Here is an 18,957-nt window from a genome sequence, read left to right as displayed (position 1 = left end):
AGGTTCCGCGCCCGGCCCGTTCGCGCACGGCATGGCACATGGGAATGCCGCGTGTTCCCCGTCCGCCCCATCGCAGCAGCTTGCGGTTCGTATCCGCCATGGAACAAAATGGCCGAGCCCGTGTCTCAGCCGATGGTAGTATAAGGTCCCCTGGGGCTCACAAAAACTGACCGACAATCTCTTAGGAATCATCCCATGCCTGTCCGAAGGTACACCGCGGTCGCCGCGGGAATCGTTTTGCGCGCGCTCACAACAAGCGCGCACGCGCACGCCATCGCCGGCATGCGCGTCTTCCCCGGCACTCTCACCTTCTCCGATCCCGGGGTCACCGACGAGTTCGACCTGGGGTTCGGCCGCGCCTCCCTGAGCAGCACACCCGGTAGCCCCTCTCCGTACGTCTCGACGGCCTCCGCAACCGAATCGAAGACCATCACAAAAGACCTGGCGTTCAGTATCGGCGGCAGCTACCAGGGTGCCGGTGGTAACACCACACCGAGCGGTTTCGGAAACGCGGTGGTGGGCCTTAGCTATCTGCTCTGGAAGAGCGATAGCCAAGAGACGCTGATCACAGGCGCGCTGAACGAATCCCTCAACGACACCGGTAGCCACAAGGTCGGTGAGCCCTATTCGGTGTTTTCCCCGACGCTGCTCTTTGGGCGCGGCCTGGGGGATCTACCGAGCCGCATCCGTCTGCTGCGGCCGCTGGCACTGACTGGCATGGTGGCCGCCAATATCCCGTCGGCGGCGAATGTCCCGAGGTCCGTCAGTTGGGGCTTGTCGGTCCAGTACAGCCTCCCCTATCTTCAGTCCTACGTCCGCGATATCGGGCTGCATGCTCCTTTCAACAACCTCGTGCCGCTCGTGGAATTCCCGATGCAGACCTATACGAGCGGGCCGTATGCCGGGCAGACACTCGGCACCATCGACCCGGGCTTTGTCTGGATCGGACACTACGGACAGGTCGGCGTGGAGGCGACGATCCCGGTCAACCGGGCGAGCGGTCGAGGCCTTGGCGTGATACTGGGCGTCGGCTTCTATCTCGACGACCTCTTCCCCCATAGCCTGGGCGCACCGCTCTTCCCCGCAACCCCGAGGATTGCCTAAAATGACCATGAGACCGCCCATGAGACGCGCCGCCCTGACCACGCTCCTCGCCCTGCTGCTCCCCATCGCCGCCTACGCGCATGCCTTTCCGGATCGATCCCGACCACGCGTAGGGGCCACCGTGAAGACCGCGCCCCACCATGTGCGCATCTGGTTCGACGCCGGGCTCGAGGCGCTCTTTTGTTCGCTCACCGTGAAAAACGCAGCCGGCCAGGTGGTCAGTGAAGGACGTGGCCACGTCGTCTCGGGGAGCCACGACCGGCTGCTGGAAACGACCGTCAAGCCCCTGGCGCCTGGCAAATACCGGGTCTACTGGAGCGTCGTGGCGGTCGACGGCCATCACACCGAGGGTCATTACATGTTCCGTGTCGGGGGTTAATACCAATGCCGTCCCATCTGCCCTATATCGCCATCAGCGCCTTTGACATCATGGCGCTCGCGGCTGTCATCGGCGCGCTTGCCACCGGTCTGTGGATCATCCCCGAGGGGGCCCGTGAGTCCTTCCATCGCCGTCTGTGGCGCCTGACCGGGTTGAGCCTGGGGGCGCTTACGGTGAGCAGTGTCGTGCTGCTCGTCGGGCGCACCCTCGAGATGAGCCGCCAATCCATGCGCCATGTCGGCCACTGGCTGCCGCTGGTCATGCGCGAGACCTCTTTTGGTCACATCTGGATGGTGCGGCCCATCATGCTGCTTGTGGCTTGGGCGGCGTGGTTCATTGGGCGCAGGCCCGCCCGCCACCGCGCCGCTTATGGCATCCTGCTGGCCACCGCCATCATCGCCTTTACACGCAGCGCGACCGGCCATCCCGCGGATCAGGGGCAATGGACGGCGCCCGAATGGGTGGATTTCGTGCACCTCATGGCGGCCTCGGTCTGGGCCGGGGGGCTATTTGCCATGACCGTTGCCATATTCCCGTTTCTGCCCAAGGCACGGCTGTCGACACCCGTGCGCCTCGCCTTGGTGGAAAGACTTTCGTCACTAGCCGCGCTCGCGCTGGCCGGCATCCTCGTAACGGGCGTCCTGTCCGCCTATCACTACCTCGGCGGATTCCGGCCGCTCTTTCATTCCCCCTACGGGCACATACTGCTGGTCAAGCTCGCGCTGGTCGCGGTCGCCATAGCGCTCGGCGCCGCCAACCGCTTTGTGTTCGTACCGAGGATCCGCGCCGCCCAGCCGGCGTCGCCAACCCTTGCCGCGCCCACGCGCGAGGCCGACGAGCGCGCGTTTTCGCACCTCGCGCGCTCGGTGGCGATTGAGACCGGCTTCCTGGGGGCGGCGCTGGTGGCCGCCGCAGTGCTCTTGCATGGCATGCCGCCTAGCGAGATGGCGCACACGATCGGCGGCAGCATGGCGCAGGCCAGTCAGCCGGCGGGGCGTTTCGAGTTCACGCGCTTCGAGGACTCACGCGGCACGCCCATGGCCCCGGCCATTTCCACCATCCGTTATGGCGTTTTGCGCCGCAACGCCGCGGACATGGATGATAGCGGCAGGCCCCGGTCACACTTCGATCAAATGTCCCTGTAATGTCGTCTCGCCAAACCGCAGGGGATCGCCGCCGGCGCGGGTGAGCTCGCCGGCGGCCCTGGCGGTTGCGCGGTTCTTTTCGCGTGACGGCCGACGACCGGTCGCAAAGGCCGCCCCATGAGCTCACCGCTCCACGGCCCACCACACGACCCTGTTTGTCGCCATCGCAGCCATCGACGGCCTCCCGTAGCGCCTGCGGGACCGCCCTCGGTGCCAGGGGTGCGGCTCGCCCGGATCCGGTACCGTAAAGCGACGCGCCACCTCCGACAATGTCCGACGGTGCGCGTCCCGCAGCCATAGCGGTCCTCGTATCCGCAAAAACCAAGATCTCCGGTAGTCCGCGCCCGCGGTCCGCCCACGAACAGCCCCCCGAAAGACCGCGGCACCATTCGCCTATGATCCCGACGCCGGCCTGAATATGCGCCAACGTATTGTCACTATTGCGCTTTCCTACTCGGCACGGTTATTGCCTTGGAAAAACGACGGCGGGTACCGGGCCGGGCCCTGGGTAATCCCCGCGATGCCATCATAACGCCCATCGGGTCTTGATGGCCGGCGCCGCCCCACCGGCTTGCGCCCTTTCATGCGGGCTCATGGGTCGCAGATGGGGCGCCTAAGGCCGGAAGCCGAAACCACCACGAGGCCGGATGCGATCCAGCACAGGAGGACCTTCTGAATATACGCATGCCCCTTCCTCATAGTGCTACGCACCCTTACCGCGACCCGCGAGGCCCGAGCCCGGTTCACCGCGCCCGGTTAGGAACGCACCCTGCGGGCGGCCCACGAAGATGCGCCCGCGACGCATGCCGGGTCATGAACGCGGCGAAGATTTCGCCTGGCCATCGCGGAATTCGATCACGGCGTGCGATCCCCCAGGGGTCCGTCCGTACGCGTCTTGCGGTCCATGGGCCCGTCGACCACACCCGCCCATCGTTGTCCCGACCTCGGAGCCTCTTGCATGATTTCCGCCCTTGAAAGCACCATAGCCGTCGTACTCGTCACCCTCATCCTGGCCATTCCGCTCGGGCGCTACATGGCGCGCGTCTATGCCGGCGAGTCGTTTTTTGCCACCCGATGGCTCGGTCCGGTCGAACGCGGTTTCTACCGCCTCTGCGGCATACCCCCCGACGATGAGATGGATTGGAAACGCTACGCCTTTGCACTCATTGTCTTCAGTCTTCTTAGCACCGTATTTCTCTATGCCCTCCTGCTCGTGCAGCAGGGCCTGCCCTTGAACCCGGAACACCTCCCCGACCTTTCGGCGGCGTTGTCCTTCAATACCGCCGCAAGTTTCCTTACGGCCACGGACTGGCAGGCCTACGCCGGGGAATCGACCATGAGCTATCTCTCGCAGATGCTGGGGCTCGGGGCGCAGATGTTCCTGGCCCCGGCCGAGGGTCTTGCGATCGCGCTGGTGATCATCCGCGGCCTCGTCGGGGTTCGCACCGGGACCCTGGGGAATTTCTGGGTCGATATGACCCGTAGCATACTTTACATTCTTTTGCCGCTATCTATCCTCTTTGCGCTGGTCCTGATCGCGCAAGGGGCGCCCCAGACCCTAAACTCCTACGTGCACGCCCATCTCATCGCCGCCTTCCGGCACGACCATAGGGAGGTCATGCATCAGACCATCGCGCTCGGGCCGGTGGCATCACAGGAAGCGATCAAGATGCTTGGCAACAACGGTGGCGGCTTTTTCAACGTGAGTTCGGCGCACCCCTTCGAGAATCCGACCGCGTTTACAAACTTTCTGCAGATGGTGGCCATGATCCTGATCCCCGCGGCCGTGGTCATCATGTTTGGCCATATGGTTCGCGATCGACGGCAAGGCGCGCTCGTCATGGGCGTGATGCTGGCATTGTTTCTGCCGCTTGCACTCGTAAGCCAACATTTCGAACTTTTGGGCAATCCCACCCTTCATCGCCTCCCGATAACCGCCGCCAACCATGCCGTGGACGCCGGTGGCGGCAATATGGTGGGCGTCGAGGATCGGTTCGGGGTCGCCAATTCCGCGCTCTTTGGCAGTCTCGCCACAGCCACCTCGACAGGTACCGGCAACAGCGCCTTTGACTCGTTCATGCCGGTCTCGGGCCTCGTCAACCTCTTCTTCATGCAGCTGGGCGAGATCGTATTCGGCGGCGTGGGCACGGGGCTTGCCACGATCCTCGCATTCCTGATATTCGCGGTCTTTCTAGGCGGCCTCATGATCGGACGCACACCCGAATACCTCGGCAAAAAGATCGAGTCCTTTGAGATCACCATGGCCTCGCTCTCGATCCTGGTGATGCCGCTCCTGGTGCTGATCGGGACCGCCGTCGCGGTATCGTTCGCAGCCGGCCGCGCCAGCACCTTCAATCCCGGACCCCAGGGCTTCAGCGAGATCCTCTACGCCTTCACCAGCGCCTCCAGCGACAACGGCAGCGCGTTCGCCGGATTGAACGCCGACACCGGCTTTTATAATACGGCGCTCGGCCTATGCATCCTGGTCGGTCGCTATGGGAGCTATCTGCCGCTCATGGCCATGGCGGCCTCATTGGCCGGCAAGCCGCGTATCCCCGGAAGCCCGGGCACGCTTGCGACACACGGACCGCTGTTTGGGACCCTTGTCATCGGTGTCATTCTGCTCGTGGGGGCACTTAACTTCTTCCCGGCCTTGGCCCTTGGCCCCATAGTCGAGCAGCTGACCCCCGCCTAGCCGATGGGGGCCACGGCGGGACCTCGAGGGCCCCGGGGCCGGCCGGCATCACGAGAGTGAATACACCCGCAACCGGCATAAACCTGGAGGACGGTGAATGGCTGACAGCCATGTGCCAGATGAGTTGATCGCGCAACTCCAGCAAGACGAGGGCCTGCGCCTGGCCGCCTATCAGGACGCGCTCGGGCACTGGACCATCGGCTATGGCCACACGCCATCGCGCCCGGGCATGACCTGGACGCAAGATCAGGCACTCGCGATGCTGCGCGCCGATTGCGCGGCCGCCTTGCGCGACGTGGATCGGGTCTTACCATGGGCCAGAAGGCTCGGCACTGTGCGCCACGCGGTATTCGTCAACATGGCCTTCAACATGGGTATAGGGCGGCTTAACGATTTTCACCGGGCCCTAGCGGCGGCCCGTCGCGGCGACCACGAGGCCTGCGCCCGCCATATGCAAGACAGCCTGTGGGCCCAACAGGTCGGGGATCGCGCGCGCCGGCTCGCGCGCCAGATGCGCACGAATGAATGGGTGCTGGCACATCCGCTGCCCAGGCCCTAAAGGCGCTTGCGCCACCTCAGCGCCCCCTGAACCGCTGCGCGGTTACACGCGGAGCGCTGCGGCGCGCTTTGGTGGGACCGACAGGCGCGCCTCGACGGCCGATGCAGGCCCACGCATGCCGTTATGCAACCGAAAACACGCCGCCGGGACAACGGGGCGACGGGGAAAGCGCGCGCGGTTGCCAAGTGCTCCCCCGCATGATGATAAACGCGGCATGCGCACCCGCGATCCCTGGCAAGACCTCAGTCCTCAACGACGACCTTGTTCTCCTGGGTAGGTGGCGATATATTGCCCGATGTTATTCATCTGGTACTCCCACGCACGACTATTCATGCCAAATGCCTCCAGACGGCGATGCGCGGGCACATGGTCAAATCCGGACTCCACAACCGCCAGCAGGGTGCCATTACGCGGGGCCTCTGTGAGCGTGAAAGTCACGAGCGTCGCCGGCTCCTGCGAGTAGTCCACGGTGGGATCAACGGCGTAGGGATGCCAGCGAAAGGAGAACACGTCCATCGCCTCGATGCGCTCGACGACCACATCGAACTTCATATGCTCGTATCCGGGGTAGATGGTCTGTCCCCGCGTCTGCTGCCCGGCCACGAAGGTCTGGCCCTTCAGGTCGACGCCAAACCAGCGCCCGAACTCCTCCGCGCTCGTGAGCGCGCGCCATACCCGCCCGCGCGAGGCCTGAATGACCACACTACGCTCGATGCGGTCGGAGTATTCGGTGTTATCCATGATCGATCGCTTCCTTCAGTGTCAGTATCTAGCGGATTCCGTAAACGCGAAGGGCGTCCCTACGGCCGGCGTCGGGCAACCCTTGAAGGTGGCCCACAAGCACCACCCCTCGCCAACGCCTATCGTAACACTTCAGGGCCGGATACGAGATTGGCGCGTTGACACTCCGTGCGGGCCACACCGCCCGCGATCTTCCAGCGCGTCTCCGAAGGGCGTGAGTCTTGGGCCATGGGGTCATTGATCAGGATGTGCCGATCCGCCAGATAGAGGACGCGGCCGGCGAAACGCGCCCGCGCGATTCCAATGGGACGTCCACAGCTTCCAGCAGATCTGAAACGCCACGACCGTCTTGCCGGTGCCGGTGGCCATCATGAGCCGAATGCGCCATCGGCCCTGTAGCACCGCCTGGACGGCGCGGTGGATGGTGATCTCCTGGTAGTAGCGCAGTGATTTGCCGCTTTAATGGGAATGGCACTTACTTAAACCCGTAGCACTACAAATGCCCATATCTGCGTACTTGTTCACGGACCTCGGCGCGAGGTATTTTCAGCCAAGGACAAGGCTTGGGCCTTCGTTTTCGCGCCCGTGGTTCGATTCGTCCGGGCCGATGGCCGACGGTGAGTTGTGCGATGAGCCGGAACAAAGTATCCGGATCCGCGCCCAGATCGACACGGTGCGTGGTCCATTCGGTCCACAACGGCACGGTATGCTTGAAACTCAGTTGCCGCGGATGAACGCCGGCATCGAGTGCCGCTTGCGCCATCAGCAGACGGATCAGGTTGTAGGCGAGCCGATGCACCCACAGCGCCTTCTCGACCATCCGCGGCGTGAGGCAGCGCAGGACGTCGACGCCGAGCGTGGTCTTGATGTGGCGCAGGTCCAGCTCCACGTTCCAGCGTTGCGCGTACAATTGATCAAGCGCGCCTTTTCTGACGTTGCGGTGGTTCACCAGCGTAGTGACCAGGATTTGGCCGTCCACCATGACCTCCCGTACCGTCAATGCGTCGGGAAATTCCGCGTATGGCTCTGCGCTCATCCACTCGGGCCGGGTCTTCGATTTCGTCCAACGGACGAGGTGATCACGGGCCCCAAGCGAGACGCCCCACCGAAAGTCCGTATGGCGCGCACCGTTCTGTTCAAACAGCACGTCCACACCGGCTGCCAGCATGGTCGCGACCAAGAAGTCGTTGCAGTAGAGCGCGTCGGCGAGCATCACATCGCCCGGGGGAAAGCGGGCGCTGTTGAAGGCGGTGGGGCGGCGGGTGTAGTCTTCGCTTAGCAACCCCTGTCCGCTGCTACCGTCGACTCACTCGACGGCGCCCTTCAAAAGGGTGGTGTGCCCCGCGTACATTGTAGGCCGAATGGCCTATGCGGGGATGAAAGAATGATCGCGTCGGCCTGAAACTGGGCGCCATAGTATGCCCCGCGTATGCGGGGATGGCAGACAGAGGCCGGGTTAGACGACGATCACCTTACACTAATCGCAGCCTCATACCGTTTACCACAACCCCTTAATCGCTTGAGCACTGGCCGTGCGGCCAGCAATGTCTGCAAGGGTCTTGTGCCCCGTGCTTATCCGTGACGGTGGCGCCCTTCTTTCCGTTCGTGTTTCAGGTACCAGACCACACCAAAACCCGCGAGGTTCGCAAGGCCCATGACAATAATAAACGCCGTCCAATATTCACCCATATTGAGGCCTCTTAGCCTTCAAGGAACGAAAGGACCCATACCGCAATCCATTGTAGATTCACAAAACCGATGGCGGCAAGAGCCAATTTTACCCAACCCACCGGGTGCACGTTGATAGCGGCATAACCGAAAGCACCGAACTCAGCAAACGCCATCAGATTAAACACGCCAGCAATGTATTTTAACTGATCATCATTCACGGATCACCCTAACCTCCCCACCAGATCCTCGGCGCGCAAATGAGTATACCTCTTGAGCATCTGGAGGGTCTTGTGTCCCGTAATGGCCGCGACCTCCATGGGGTTCAATCCCTTCTCAAAGAGCCGCGAGGTCGCCTCATGGCGCAGATCATGGAAGGTCAGGCCCTCGATGCCAGCGGCTTTGCAGGTTGCGGCAAAGGCGCGGCTTATAGACGCCGAGTGGACACCGAAAACACGGCCATCGAGCTGCTTGGGCAAGCCCTCCAGAACCGCTATAGCGGCTGTGGACAGTGGTACCCGCCGCGCCGTCCCGTTCTTGGTCTCCGTGAGCAGAAAAACGCGCGCCTTACGATCCCAGTGTTCCCACCGCATGGCGACGGTCTCCCCCCGACGCATGGCGGTCTCTATCGCCCACGTGATGGCAAGGGCGATCTCGCCATTACCATAGCTTTGAGCGGCCGCCAGGAGACGGGCTTGGCTCGTCGCCAACGAGGCGGCGCTCCCGCTTATCATCGACGCGCGGACGGCTCACGAGCCGCACGGGATTACCCCACGGTAGATGGATGTGCCATTCCTGGGCGGCCACGGTAAACACGTGCGAGAGGATATTGAGTTCCCGGTCATCGACGCGCGGACGGCTCACGAGCCGCACGGGATTACCCCACGGTAGATGGATGTGCCATTCCTGGGCGGCCACGGTAAACACGTGCGAGAGGATATTGAGTTCCCGGTTCAAGGTTGAGGCGGATACCTCCCTGAGGCGTCGATTCTTGTACGCCGTCAGTTCCTTACCGGCGATATGGGCGACGGCGCAGCGAGCTACAGCATCCTCGCTGATGATTTTGAGATGGAGATTGCTCCATCCGCGCGCCGCGCTTCTGCGGCGTGATCTCGCGCTGGTACCGGTCAAGCAGTTGGCCCAGGGTCGTGTTTTCGGCCTCGGCGCGGGAGACAAAGACGCCCCGCGCGATCTCCGACTCAATGACGCACGCCCATGCCTCGGCCTCAGCTTTTGTGTTGAAGGTCCGGGTTTGGGTTTCGTGTCCCTTGCGCTTAACGATGGCTCGCCAAGCGCCCGACCGCTTTTGAAAGCACGCCATAGTGCCCACCGTTCTAATAACTCAGGTTACCAAACTGTGGGGTTATTGCGTTAGAGTTTCTCGTAAGTTCTTGATTTTATTGGCGTCCCCAAGGGGATTCGAACCCCTGTTACCGCCGTGAAAGGGCCAAACGGCCCCTTTTCGATCAAGCACTTACACAACAACCCATTGAAATCCCTCGCAAAACACACCTCCTGATGACCCTGGATGCCCCCCTATTTCCTTTCTCCGGTGGACAACAGGTGGACACAGGCCACAATCATAACGCGCCATGTTTGTGTGTATAATCATGGGCTTGACGCACCGCCCGGGGTCATCTATAGTTGTCCAGAGATCGAGGGAGACGGATTCTCCCTAGCGTCACGACAATGGACTGTCACGCGCGGCTGGACGCCCGCGGACCTTCCCCGCCATCTGGACGGACGGCCGGGGATTAATGATAGGGCTACTGGCAAAGCCTGGCTACACCAGAGGCTGGTTCTGTCCTCGAAAGAGGATAGAGCTATGAATACTTCTCGAAATCTCGAATTACTCCAGCAACTTCTTCCCGGGCAAGCCTTTGCGTCGCTTTCTGATGTGGCGCGCGTGCGGGCCGGGTCGGTTAAAACCATCCGTAAAGAAATTGCAGGGGGGACTTTCCCGGTTCCCACTATAAAAATTGGGCGGCGGCGCCTGGTCCCGATTTTGGCCCTGGCGAAGTATTTAGACGCCCTGACCACCCAGGCACCCGGCCCGGGCCGCCCCCGCTCCACGCGTCGGGGGGTCTGACCATGCGTACCCAGACCCGCTCCACCAATACCGCCGACCCAGACTGCCGCCCACCCGCCCCCTGGGGCAGCCTGTCCCTGCCCGCGCAGCGCGCATGGCTCGCGACCCTCACCACCAAACAGCGGGTGCATTTTTTAGATGAGGCGGCTGGTCGCTTTTTGAGCGCGGGCCGATCCGCCCGTTATCAGAAAAACCGCGACGCCCGCGAGTGCCACACGGACGGGCGCCCCCTGTTCGATGAGTTCGACGGGGATAAAAATAACAGCGACGACGGCGAGCCACGCGAGCTGACCCTGGACGACTCTCCTGACAGTGAGTCCGACGGCGAGACGCCCGAGCCCCACCAGGACTAGGACGCGGACACGACATTGGCCTCCTCATGGGTGGATTGCGCCACGGAGGAGTCGCGATGGGGGAAGAATGAGTGGAATGCCGTTTTGGCCCTCAGTGCTCCGGACATGAAAAATCGGGATGTGCTGAATGGGCTGGCGCGAGGGATGAGCGTCGCCGACATCGCCGCCGCGATCGACCGCACACCCCGGCAGACCCGCAACATTATCAAATCACTATGGAAAGTTGCGCGGGGCCTGGTGGTGATGGACGCGGCGAGTGTTGCGCGCCACATGGACGACCCGATTACGACCGAGGTCGTGGCGCGCCGCCCGCCCAGCCGGGCCGGCCGCAAACCAAAAGGCTGGGCATTGGCATTGCAGGCCGCATGGCCTGTGGCGCCGGACGCGCGCGACCTTTTGGGAGACCCCATCGACCTCGACCACCCGCCTCGCAAAATGCGGGCGGTCCAGGTTCGGGGGCCGCGCCGTCCGCGCGTGCGTCCGGTGTGCGAGGGGCAAATGGCACTGGATTGGGCTGCGTAAACGATTTCAAACAAGCCGCCCATCATGGGCGGCCATTCAGGAGGTACAACATTTAACATTCGGGTAGACGGAGCCGGCCGTATGGTCGCCTCGTTCTCAAAAACAACAACCCACGATTTTGACTGCATGCTGGCCGCGTGGCTGGCGGCCCTGAGCGACGAGGATATCGCGGTCATCGCGGCGCCCCGGTGGTGAAGGGGAGGCCGGGGTTCGCGCCCCGGCCTTCCGCTCTCCGCTCTCATTTTGTGCGACGGGCAAATCAGATAGGAGAAGAGCGAGTGCTTGTACACGATCAGCGAATCGAAATATCACACCAGGGAGGGGTGATCGAGCGAGACCTGGGAGAGAACGACCGGTATGGAATCGTGCCCCGCGGGTTGCTGGAGGATGAGGGCCTGGGGCTGGACACCCGCGCCGTGGCCGCATGGCTGGCCACTATGGCGCCAGGCTTTCAGATCTCTGTGTTTTCTCTAAAAAAGCGGTTGGGGGTGGGTCAGGACAAATGGCTGCGGATCGCGCGGGAACTGGAAGCCGCGGGTTATCTCCACCGCTCCAAATCCCCGACCGGGCCCGGCGGCCGATGGGTCTGGCGCATCATTTTTAACCCCACTCCCTGACGAAAAAACGCACCTAAAAAGGCTGCTACGGCGGCCTTTATTTTTGCCAACTGGCGTGACGCGTCACGTGACGCACTCATGACGCGTCACAGAACCCATGACTAACCTGGCGGAACATTGATTCGTAAGGCATTTTTCCCGAGCGATCGCTATGTCGATTGTGATTTGATGACGCGATCATTGCGCAACAGAGAACGGTGTAGCGCGTAAGCATGTTCAAAAATCGCCAAATCTGCGCCCTTTCGTTTTGCCAATAGTACGCCAAATCAACTGGTTACGTGATCTTGTGTCGATGGCGTGACGCGTCACGTGACGCACTCATGACGCGTCTCGTGACGCACTCGTACCGTAGTCGGGTTGACCGTGGTCGGGAAAGCCGTCAGCGGTCTAGCCGTCGACGGTTGAGACCGCAATATAAGAATACAAGAGAGAAGAAGGAGAAGTATGAAGAATGCTCTGAGCTAGAATCGCTCAGAGCAGCAGGCGAATGCCCCCCCCCATCAAATAACCTAAAATCTCGACATAAACCCTTGAGCACTCAGCTCCGTGCGCGCCCCGCTGGGGCGCTTGCCATCCAGGGAGAGAATCTTGGGGAACCCCCTTGGCCGGACAGGGGATGGACGGCCATCGCGGTGTTTCCCGCTGTCTGGAGGAGTGGGCACAGAATCGCGCTCAGCCGCTCGGAGCGGCCCGTGGCGGCGCGATTGGGTGCGAGACGCCAAAGGGGGGGCTGAGGGCGGACGTGGCAAGGGCCGTGGTGGTCGCGGGTGTACATAAATAACCAATCAGGTTATTATGCCGCCATGGAGAAACGGACCCCGCATAGCTCCCTGGCTGTCGTCAAGACCTTGGTCGAGGCCGGCATGATCCGCACGACGCAGACGGCACGGGTGGGGGCCGTGGCCTTGGGTTTTGACCTCGCGGGGATGATTGCGGTCGTGATGGCCCTGGAGTCAGGAGACTTCTATAAGAGCATGACCACACATGCCGACCACAAGATCTGGCAGGATGTGTACAGGCCCCACACGGCGGCAGGTGATGTCTATCTGAAACTGATCGTGATCGACGATGTGTTGATCGTATCGTTTAAGGAGTTGTGATTATGAAATGTCCCGTATGTGGCGGTGCGGAACTGATCCCTGACACCCGTGACCTGCCTTACACCTACAAGGGTGAGACCACTACCATCCCGGCGGTGTCGGGTGAGTTCTGTCCGGCATGCGGGGAGGCGATTCTCGAATCCGGCGAATCGGATCGCGTCATGCGCGAGATGAGGGCGTTTTCCAAGGAGGTCAATGCCGCTGTCGTTGATCCCGCCTTCATTGTCCATGTGCGCAAGAAGCTCGCCCTTGATCAACGCGAGGCTGCCGAGATCTTCGGCGGGGGCGTCAATGCTTTCTCGCGCTACGAGACCGGTAAGACGAGACCGCCATCGCGAGGCTGCCGAGATCTTCGGCGGGGGCGTCAATGCTTTCTCGCGCTACGAGACCGGTAAGACGAGACCGCCATTAGCCCTCGTGAAACTTCTTAGGGTACTGGATCGCCACCCCGATCTTCTCATGGAGGTGAGGGGCGTCTGAACGCTACCTTGGTCGCTCTGCTTTTGAGTTTTAGAAAGTCGCCTCCGCAGACCCGGTTAATCATCTCGCCGATGAATTGAAGCCGACTGCCGGCCTCATCGAAGGTGGCCGCGCTCAAAAGCTCCTCGTTCCCATGCGCCAGGGCGTTGCGAAGTTGCGCAGCTTCGGCGACTTGCCGTTGCCATCCATCAAGGCGATGTTGGACAAGCCAACCCGTGTAGAAGTTGCGCAGCTTCGGCGACTTGCCGTTGCCATCCATCAAGGCGATGTTGGACAAGCCAACCCGTGTATTCTCCAAGGTTCCCGCTTTCACCTTCGAAAATCCGGACAACGCTTTCCCTCATGATGGCGCTTGTCAGAGCCTCATGATCAACGTGATCCTTTATGAGTGCGCTAAATGGCGTACGCTTTTGGTCCGCGCCTCGTAGCCCAGCCTCCAGGGCAACGTAGCCCATGAGGACGCCGACGGCCGCGAACTCGCGGACGAACCAGCTATACAACACAAGGTTCGCGGCTATATCGAATATCGCCCTGACTCTTGCGGGGATAGTGGGGTCGTTTGTGAGGCCAAAGATGGGCGCCATGAGGGCCGAGTGCACGAATTGGTTGAATGTCCCCGCATTGCTCTCGAGTCGTGGGTCCCTGTTGAGTATTTCAGTCGGGCCGCGCCTCTCGCCCGGATGTTGTTGTGCAGTTGCAAAACGGAATGCCGCGAGGTCGATGGGGGCCCCGCAGCATGGGCAACACGGCTTATCCATAAGCATATCCCCTTTACGGTGTGAAGCGACGGTTCAGTTTTTCTATTTTCGCAAAAAACCAGCGCTCCGTCTCAGGGAATGCGGGATGCTCCGTCCAGGAGGACGCGTCAAAGGAATGGAGATGACCATAGCGCGAATAATAGAGCCCGATCCTGTTGATGATAGGGAACGTGGGATCGGCGGCCCTGTGCCGGCGGGCCAGCAGAAAATACCCCAAGAGCTGGTTAAGGTGCTCGGGCTTAATCGCGTCGTCCTTGGTCGTCTTGATGTCCACCAACATGTCACCCACGATTAAATCTGCGTCGGCGCCACCCACGGCACGCGAGGCGTCTCCAAAGGACGGGTTCAGTAACAAGGTCGTATCATGCAAGAGATCCGGAAAAGGCGTGATGGCCAAGAGATCGACTAGGTCCTTAACATCATTCGAGTCAGCATCTTCAAAATCCGGTATGAGTTCCCCTATTCGGCGCACTAGATCAAGCTTTGCCAGCCGGATAGCGTGAGCCGCTAGTGCTACCTGTTCGTCTGGCGTAGGGTCTTTCATCTGACAATAGCTCTCTACGGCACGCGTTGCGTTTGCCAGGGCGGCGCCGACGCGGCGGATAATCTCGCTCTTCCTAATCCAGGTGCGTCCACCAGATTCAAAAGGCGTCGCGCGTCGCATAATCCGGCGCGTCCGCGGGTCCCCTGGCCAGATAGGGACCTCCATAATAATGCCGGCCTTGATCTCAAGGCAGTCCGCAAGATCTTGCGGTAGAGCGGGTAGCGAGTTTCGAGGGCGAAATCCGGTAGGAGGAAGGCCTTCGCTCACAATCCAGTTCCCTCGTTTAAGAGCGTCAAGGTTGGCCCACGGACCTCGGTTAATGCCGAAAAAACCGAATAAAGATCGCCACGGGCTCTCCGGGTCAAGTCTCTTCTCTACGGCATATGCTGCGTATTGCGCCACCCAGGGACTCGATATGGCGTGCGGCGTGCGGCGTTGGAGTTCAAATCGGAGAAGGTAGTCGAAAGCCGCACCAACAAGAGAGTAGTTTTTGGTGCGCGGCTCGACTCTTATAGGTATCCGTTGGCCATCGGTCAGTGTAATCCGTTTTTTGCGCTCACGACCAACTGCCCGGCGCCTGCGCGCCGGCTCCTGGAGTCGCCGTAGTTTCTTGGCAACGTCGCGTCGGTTTACGAACGTGGTTAAGCTCATCACGTGACATTCTACCATTTATCCATATCTCATCCCCCTTGGCTCGCAGGCCGACTGGAAAAACACACCCCCCACTGGCACTGCACGTGGTACACGTGCGGCGATGTGAAAACGATTTCATGACCCCGCCACTGCGCGTGGGGTGAGTCGATAATTTTATGGGCAAACACGCCGGCCCCCACCGCGATGGCGGCACCCAGCAGCATCATGATGAGCAAAGCGCCCGCGACGATTCCGTACCCTTTTCCCAACCGCCACGCAAGCGAACTCTTGGCCTGAGCAGCCACGGCGCGGGCCAAGTCCGTTTTCCACTGTTCCACAAAGGCCGCGCCTTTCTCCTGGCCGAGCTTGTCCAACCCTGCCGCCGTGCGCTGCAATTCCTGGGCGCCTCGACTGGCGGCGACGCCGATCGCCTGGACCACCGCGGCGCCTGCCTCGGCGGTCTTGTTTTCTATCCCCTGTGCAACCGCGGCAGAGAGGTCAGCACCGGCCTTCATCGTCCCCTGATAAATCAGGTTCGGGACCTTCTGCGTTTCAAGGGCCAGCGTCTTGACGTGCTGGCCCGCAACCTGCGCTGCGAGCGTCGCATCGAGCACGGAGGCGACCATGGCCCAGACCACATCATCCGCGCGGTGTACGCCTAAGTCGGAGGCCTTGCGTAAGAGCGCCTCGCGCAGTTCCGGGGGTAAGGATCCCAAGGCCGCGTCGCGGGCATTGCTGTTCGTATGCTCATTACTCATATTCCGTTCCTCGTTAAGAAGGGCCGGGGATCATGGGCCATACGGGCCGCAATGTACCCCGGCCTTGGGGTTAAACGACTGAGGCGATCGCTGCATGCGCGAGTGCCAGCCAGCGCCGAAAAAGCGCGCGCTCGGTGATCGTGAGCGCCGCTTTATCCTCACCCAGGACCGAGAATGCCCCCGGCGCGGCCAGGATCTTGTCGCGCAGATCGTCGGGGCGCAGGGCCGGAATGGCGGCCTCTTTGCCACCCGCGCTCATAAAGTCCGCGCGGCTGGGTGACTTGCTCCAATCAAACTGCGCGGCGATCCCTAAGAAAAGCGGAAAGAGCACCGAGCGGCGGGTTGGATCCACCACGGATAGGAGCCCCCGATCCAGCGATTTCAGGAGCGCATCGGTGCTCGTGCGGTGGGGTCCGATACTGAATGTCACGACCAGTTCATACCCCACCGCGCTGACGATCTCAGAGAGCACTGGGGCTAGTTCGTCGATCGTGTCCCCGGCACCGGCGGGCATATTGACTACGACATGCTGGCCAGCGGCCGCCGCGGCTTCCAGGACATTGCCCAGTTTGTTGAAGCTGGTCTCCGCGTCGCCGGCCCGATTCAAATTGACCAGCGTCACGGGCACCGACCCGCGAAAACGCAAGGCAAGGTCTGGGATCCCGGCATCGCCCTCGATCAATAGGACAGGAGCGCCCGTTGCCAAGAAGTGGTCGAGTACCAAGGCTGCGGCCATAGACTTGCCGGTGCCGCCCTTGTCGCCATGGGAGATCAGAAGTTTGGGGTTTTCGGTCATATTGGTTTCCTCTCAAAGGGGCCGGGATTGGCCCCGTGCTATTAGCTGCGCGCGCGGAAATTACCTATCCCCGAAGGGGATCTATCGGTCGAACTCGGCCCGGATCCGGTCGAGCTCCGACATCTGATCCGTGGCCACGGGGCGTTGCCCTGGAGGCGGGGGGAGGGGTGGTGCCGCGGGGGCCGCTTTCGCCGGCTGTGTGCTGGCGCGTGGTGCGGGCTTGGCGGCGGTTGATGCGGGCTCCGGCAAGGGCTTTTGCTCCGCGGTGTACCGACAGTGCTTCACCGCCCATTGCAGGCGCCGCGCCTTGACCTGAAACAGGTGGCCGATATCCGCCCACGTGAGCCCCGCCGCGCGGGCTTTGGCGATAGCCTCAAGATAGGGTGCGACGCGCGCGGTCAATCGGGTGGCTTGGTCATGGATGGTCATGTTGTGGTCCTCTTTTGCGATGCCGTTACCTACTCTAGCGGCACGCGCGGAAATTGCCCCAATAGGAACCCAACTCGGTACCAACTTTCGCCACCCTCGCCCCACCTTGTCCCAACTCTGTCGCAACTGTGGCGTAAGAATGCCCTATAAGCACCTCAACTCGTTCCGGTTCCGCCAGTGTTGATACCGTCTTGGTACGGTGTTGATACCGTATTCAGACAAATATGGGTATGACGCCCACCGCTTCGCGATGGGCTGAAAGATCACACATCCGCACCTAAAGATGGTCGTGTCCCTGGCGGGGCCAAAACTCTCCCCGCTGCCGTGGGCGTGATGGTAGCCCGGGCATTCTCCCGCGGCTGACGCCGCCACCCGTCCCGCTGGCGCGGGGGTAGTGGCCGGGGATGGGCGGGTTCACTCCCCGCTGCGCGGGGTGCCACCCGCTCCCCGGCCTGGGTCTCCAGGAGGGTGATTGGTGGGGCTGAATTTCCGTCGCGGCAGCTAATAGGCGAGTCCATATATAAGGAGTCCCCACAAATGCTTCGTATCCACCACCTGAAATCCTCGCGGTCCCCTGCCAGCATCGTCGACTACTTTGAGCACAAGAAACGTGAGGCGGAGGCCGCGCGATCCGCGGGCTACTACCAGGCCAAGGCGGCCCCCAGCCAGTGGCTCGGCGCAGGCGCCGCCACCCTGGGCCTGCGGGGTGAAGTCCGGCGAGAAGACCTGATCGAACTTTTGGAAGGGCGCCTTCCCACCGGGGAGGATCTGACCAAACGTGGTGGCAAGGCCGCCAGCGCCCGCCGCGGCACCGACCTGACCCTGAGCGCCAGCAAGTCCTACTCGATCATGGCCCAGGCCGATCCACGCCTAATCGCCCTTTGGGATGAAAGTGTCAAGGTCGCGGCCCGCGTGATCGAGGCCGAGTGCGCCACCTTCCGCCACGGGCATGGCGGGGCGTAGGTCGAGCACACACAAAATCTGGTGATCGCCTCCTTTCTCCATGAGGACACCAGAATGGTGGATGGCAGCGCCGACATGGACCTTCACTCCCACCTGCTTGCCTGTAACATGACTCAACGCGCGGATGGGGTCTGGGTTCGCATGGATCTGGACTTTGGCCGCCAGATGGAGCTGGCCAAAATCGCGGACTTTGCCCAAAAAGCCTTTTTGGCTAAGCGCGCCCAAGCTTTGGGGTACGAAATTCGCCAGACTCGCGACGGCTGGGAGCTCTCTGCGTCCCCCAAAACGTCATAGACGACTTCTCCCGCCGCTCGACCCAAATGGACGCCTGGATGCGCGGGCGTGGCATTGACCCCGAAACCGCGACCGACGCAGAGAAAGAGTCCGCGTGCCTTGCTACGCGTGGCGGCAAAGCGCAGGTCGGGCAGAACGAGCAGCGGTGGGAGTGGCGCGAGCGCATCCGTGCCGCGGGGCTCGACCTGGACGCCGTTGTGGCCCAGGCCCGCGCCCGCGGCCCTATCGAATCCGCCAACCTGACCGATGAGGCCATCAAGGCCGCCGCACGCCACCTAGGCGAGCGTGAATCGGTCTTTGGAAAACACGCCACCCGCCTCGAAGCCCTGC

At 61.9% G+C, this 18,957-nt stretch carries 18 protein-coding genes and 4 pseudogenes; 11 read left to right on the top strand and 11 right to left on the bottom strand.

Going from position 1 to position 18,957, the window contains the following annotated elements; translation table 11 throughout:
- Positions 1-195 precede the first annotated feature (195 nt).
- From C4901_RS07465 to C4901_RS07445, 5 genes are all read left to right on the top strand, one after another.
- Positions 196-1,104 (top strand): hypothetical protein, encoded by a 909-nt coding sequence (locus tag C4901_RS07465; RefSeq protein WP_110136788.1) that lies wholly within the window; start codon positions 196-198, stop codon positions 1,102-1,104.
- Positions 1,105-1,123: 19 nt separating this feature from the next.
- Positions 1,124-1,483 (top strand): copper resistance CopC family protein, encoded by a 360-nt coding sequence (locus tag C4901_RS07460; RefSeq protein WP_168185620.1) that lies wholly within the window; start codon positions 1,124-1,126, stop codon positions 1,481-1,483.
- Between the two features lie 5 nt (positions 1,484-1,488).
- Positions 1,489-2,628 carry a copper resistance D family protein gene (locus C4901_RS07455; RefSeq protein WP_110136786.1) on the top strand — a complete coding sequence of 380 codons (1,140 nt, stop codon included), beginning with the start codon at positions 1,489-1,491 and terminating at the stop codon, positions 2,626-2,628.
- 958 nt (positions 2,629-3,586) lie between these two features.
- Positions 3,587-5,323, top strand: a complete 1,737-nt coding sequence (gene kdpA / locus C4901_RS07450) for a potassium-transporting ATPase subunit KdpA (RefSeq protein ID WP_110136785.1) — start codon at positions 3,587-3,589, stop codon at positions 5,321-5,323.
- 97 nt (positions 5,324-5,420) lie between these two features.
- Positions 5,421-5,882 (top strand): glycoside hydrolase family protein, encoded by a 462-nt coding sequence (locus C4901_RS07445; RefSeq protein WP_110136784.1) that lies wholly within the window; start codon positions 5,421-5,423, stop codon positions 5,880-5,882.
- A 249-nt stretch (positions 5,883-6,131) separates the two neighbouring features.
- Here the strand turns inward: C4901_RS07445 and C4901_RS07440 are convergent, their stop codons facing one another.
- The 6 genes and pseudogenes from C4901_RS07440 to C4901_RS17270 all read right to left on the bottom strand — a co-directional run bounded on the left by C4901_RS07440 (position 6,132) and on the right by C4901_RS17270 (position 9,248).
- On the bottom strand, positions 6,132-6,623 hold the full coding sequence (locus C4901_RS07440) for an SRPBCC family protein (protein WP_110136783.1): 492 nt from the start codon (positions 6,621-6,623) through the stop codon (positions 6,132-6,134).
- A 179-nt stretch (positions 6,624-6,802) separates the two neighbouring features.
- A pseudogene (locus tag C4901_RS19290) lies at positions 6,803-7,082 on the bottom strand (DEAD/DEAH box helicase family protein); the annotation flags it as partial.
- A gap of 34 nt (positions 7,083-7,116) precedes the next feature.
- A pseudogene (locus C4901_RS07430) lies at positions 7,117-7,860 on the bottom strand (transposase); the annotation flags it as partial.
- A 463-nt stretch (positions 7,861-8,323) separates the two neighbouring features.
- Entirely contained in the window at positions 8,324-8,512 is a 189-nt protein-coding gene (locus C4901_RS07425) for a hypothetical protein (RefSeq protein ID WP_110136781.1), read from the bottom strand.
- A 3-nt stretch (positions 8,513-8,515) separates the two neighbouring features.
- Positions 8,516-9,001: a site-specific integrase gene (locus tag C4901_RS07420; protein WP_205736263.1), complete on the bottom strand. Its 486-nt coding sequence runs from the start codon at positions 8,999-9,001 to the stop codon at positions 8,516-8,518.
- Positions 8,952-9,248, bottom strand: a complete 297-nt coding sequence (locus C4901_RS17270) for a hypothetical protein (protein WP_145960656.1) — start codon at positions 9,246-9,248, stop codon at positions 8,952-8,954. The genes C4901_RS07420 and C4901_RS17270 overlap by 50 nt, the downstream gene beginning before the upstream one ends.
- A gap of 1,134 nt (positions 9,249-10,382) precedes the next feature.
- On the opposite strand from C4901_RS17270, the gene C4901_RS07410 reads away from it, so the two are divergent.
- The 5 genes and pseudogenes from C4901_RS07410 to C4901_RS07390 all read left to right on the top strand — a co-directional run bounded on the left by C4901_RS07410 (position 10,383) and on the right by C4901_RS07390 (position 13,452).
- Complete coding sequence (locus tag C4901_RS07410) at positions 10,383-10,733, top strand: hypothetical protein (RefSeq protein WP_110136778.1); 351 nt, start codon at positions 10,383-10,385, stop codon at positions 10,731-10,733.
- A gap of 144 nt (positions 10,734-10,877) precedes the next feature.
- Positions 10,878-11,255 (top strand): hypothetical protein, encoded by a 378-nt coding sequence (locus C4901_RS07405; RefSeq protein ID WP_145960655.1) that lies wholly within the window; start codon positions 10,878-10,880, stop codon positions 11,253-11,255.
- Between the two features lie 323 nt (positions 11,256-11,578).
- The gene (locus C4901_RS07400) at positions 11,579-11,872 is read left to right on the top strand and encodes a hypothetical protein (RefSeq protein ID WP_145960654.1); all 294 of its coding nucleotides are present in this window, start codon (positions 11,579-11,581) and stop codon (positions 11,870-11,872) included.
- An 803-nt stretch (positions 11,873-12,675) separates the two neighbouring features.
- Entirely contained in the window at positions 12,676-12,972 is a 297-nt protein-coding gene (locus tag C4901_RS07395; RefSeq protein WP_110138568.1) for a type II toxin-antitoxin system MqsR family toxin, read from the top strand.
- A 2-nt stretch (positions 12,973-12,974) separates the two neighbouring features.
- A pseudogene (locus C4901_RS07390) lies at positions 12,975-13,452 on the top strand (type II toxin-antitoxin system MqsA family antitoxin).
- Here the strand turns inward: C4901_RS07390 and C4901_RS07385 are convergent.
- The 5 genes from C4901_RS07385 to C4901_RS07365 form a co-directional block, all read right to left on the bottom strand.
- Positions 13,430-13,765 (bottom strand): hypothetical protein, encoded by a 336-nt coding sequence (locus C4901_RS07385; RefSeq protein WP_145960653.1) that lies wholly within the window; start codon positions 13,763-13,765, stop codon positions 13,430-13,432. The pseudogene C4901_RS07390 and the gene C4901_RS07385 sit on opposite strands and share 23 nt — an antisense overlap.
- A 458-nt stretch (positions 13,766-14,223) precedes the next feature.
- Positions 14,224-15,405, bottom strand: coding sequence for a hypothetical protein (locus C4901_RS17265; protein ID WP_145960652.1), 1,182 nt, complete (start codon positions 15,403-15,405; stop codon positions 14,224-14,226).
- 29 nt (positions 15,406-15,434) lie between these two features.
- Entirely contained in the window at positions 15,435-16,145 is a 711-nt protein-coding gene (locus C4901_RS07375) for a hypothetical protein (RefSeq protein ID WP_110136773.1), read from the bottom strand.
- 70 nt (positions 16,146-16,215) lie between these two features.
- On the bottom strand, positions 16,216-16,941 hold the full coding sequence (locus C4901_RS07370; protein ID WP_110136772.1) for a hypothetical protein: 726 nt from the start codon (positions 16,939-16,941) through the stop codon (positions 16,216-16,218).
- 81 nt (positions 16,942-17,022) lie between these two features.
- Entirely contained in the window at positions 17,023-17,370 is a 348-nt protein-coding gene (locus C4901_RS07365; protein WP_110136771.1) for a hypothetical protein, read from the bottom strand.
- A 537-nt stretch (positions 17,371-17,907) separates the two neighbouring features.
- Between C4901_RS07365 and mobF the strand changes: the two are divergent.
- Positions 17,908-18,740 (top strand): annotated as a pseudogene (mobF, locus tag C4901_RS18515) (MobF family relaxase); the annotation flags it as partial.
- Between the last annotated feature and the right edge of the window lie 217 nt (positions 18,741-18,957).

It is taken from the genome of Acidiferrobacter sp. SPIII_3, from assembly GCF_003184265.1.
Lineage (GTDB): Bacteria > Pseudomonadota > Gammaproteobacteria > Acidiferrobacterales > Acidiferrobacteraceae > Acidiferrobacter.
This window is presented reverse-complemented; position numbering and strand designations above follow the sequence as displayed.

Excerpts from the sequence above, each read along its gene's own strand:
- C4901_RS07465 (WP_110136788.1), top strand. The coding sequence starts at position 196 with ATGCCTGTCCGAAGGTACACCGCGGTCGCCGCGGGAATCGTTTTGCGC.
- C4901_RS07460 (WP_168185620.1), top strand. The coding sequence starts at position 1,124 with ATGAGACGCGCCGCCCTGACCACGCTCCTCGCCCTGCTGCTCCCCATC.
- C4901_RS07455 (WP_110136786.1), top strand. The coding sequence starts at position 1,489 with ATGCCGTCCCATCTGCCCTATATCGCCATCAGCGCCTTTGACATCATG.
- kdpA (WP_110136785.1), top strand. The coding sequence starts at position 3,587 with ATGATTTCCGCCCTTGAAAGCACCATAGCCGTCGTACTCGTCACCCTC.
- C4901_RS07445 (WP_110136784.1), top strand. The coding sequence starts at position 5,421 with ATGGCTGACAGCCATGTGCCAGATGAGTTGATCGCGCAACTCCAGCAA.
- C4901_RS07440 (WP_110136783.1), bottom strand. The coding sequence starts at position 6,623 with ATGGATAACACCGAATACTCCGACCGCATCGAGCGTAGTGTGGTCATT.
- C4901_RS07410 (WP_110136778.1), top strand. The coding sequence starts at position 10,383 with ATGCGTACCCAGACCCGCTCCACCAATACCGCCGACCCAGACTGCCGC.
- C4901_RS07405 (WP_145960655.1), top strand. The coding sequence starts at position 10,878 with ATGAGCGTCGCCGACATCGCCGCCGCGATCGACCGCACACCCCGGCAG.
- C4901_RS07395 (WP_110138568.1), top strand. The coding sequence starts at position 12,676 with ATGGAGAAACGGACCCCGCATAGCTCCCTGGCTGTCGTCAAGACCTTG.
- C4901_RS17265 (WP_145960652.1), bottom strand. The coding sequence starts at position 15,405 with ATGAGCTTAACCACGTTCGTAAACCGACGCGACGTTGCCAAGAAACTA.
- C4901_RS07375 (WP_110136773.1), bottom strand. The coding sequence starts at position 16,145 with ATGAGTAATGAGCATACGAACAGCAATGCCCGCGACGCGGCCTTGGGA.
- C4901_RS07370 (WP_110136772.1), bottom strand. The coding sequence starts at position 16,941 with ATGACCGAAAACCCCAAACTTCTGATCTCCCATGGCGACAAGGGCGGC.
- C4901_RS07365 (WP_110136771.1), bottom strand. The coding sequence starts at position 17,370 with ATGACCATCCATGACCAAGCCACCCGATTGACCGCGCGCGTCGCACCC.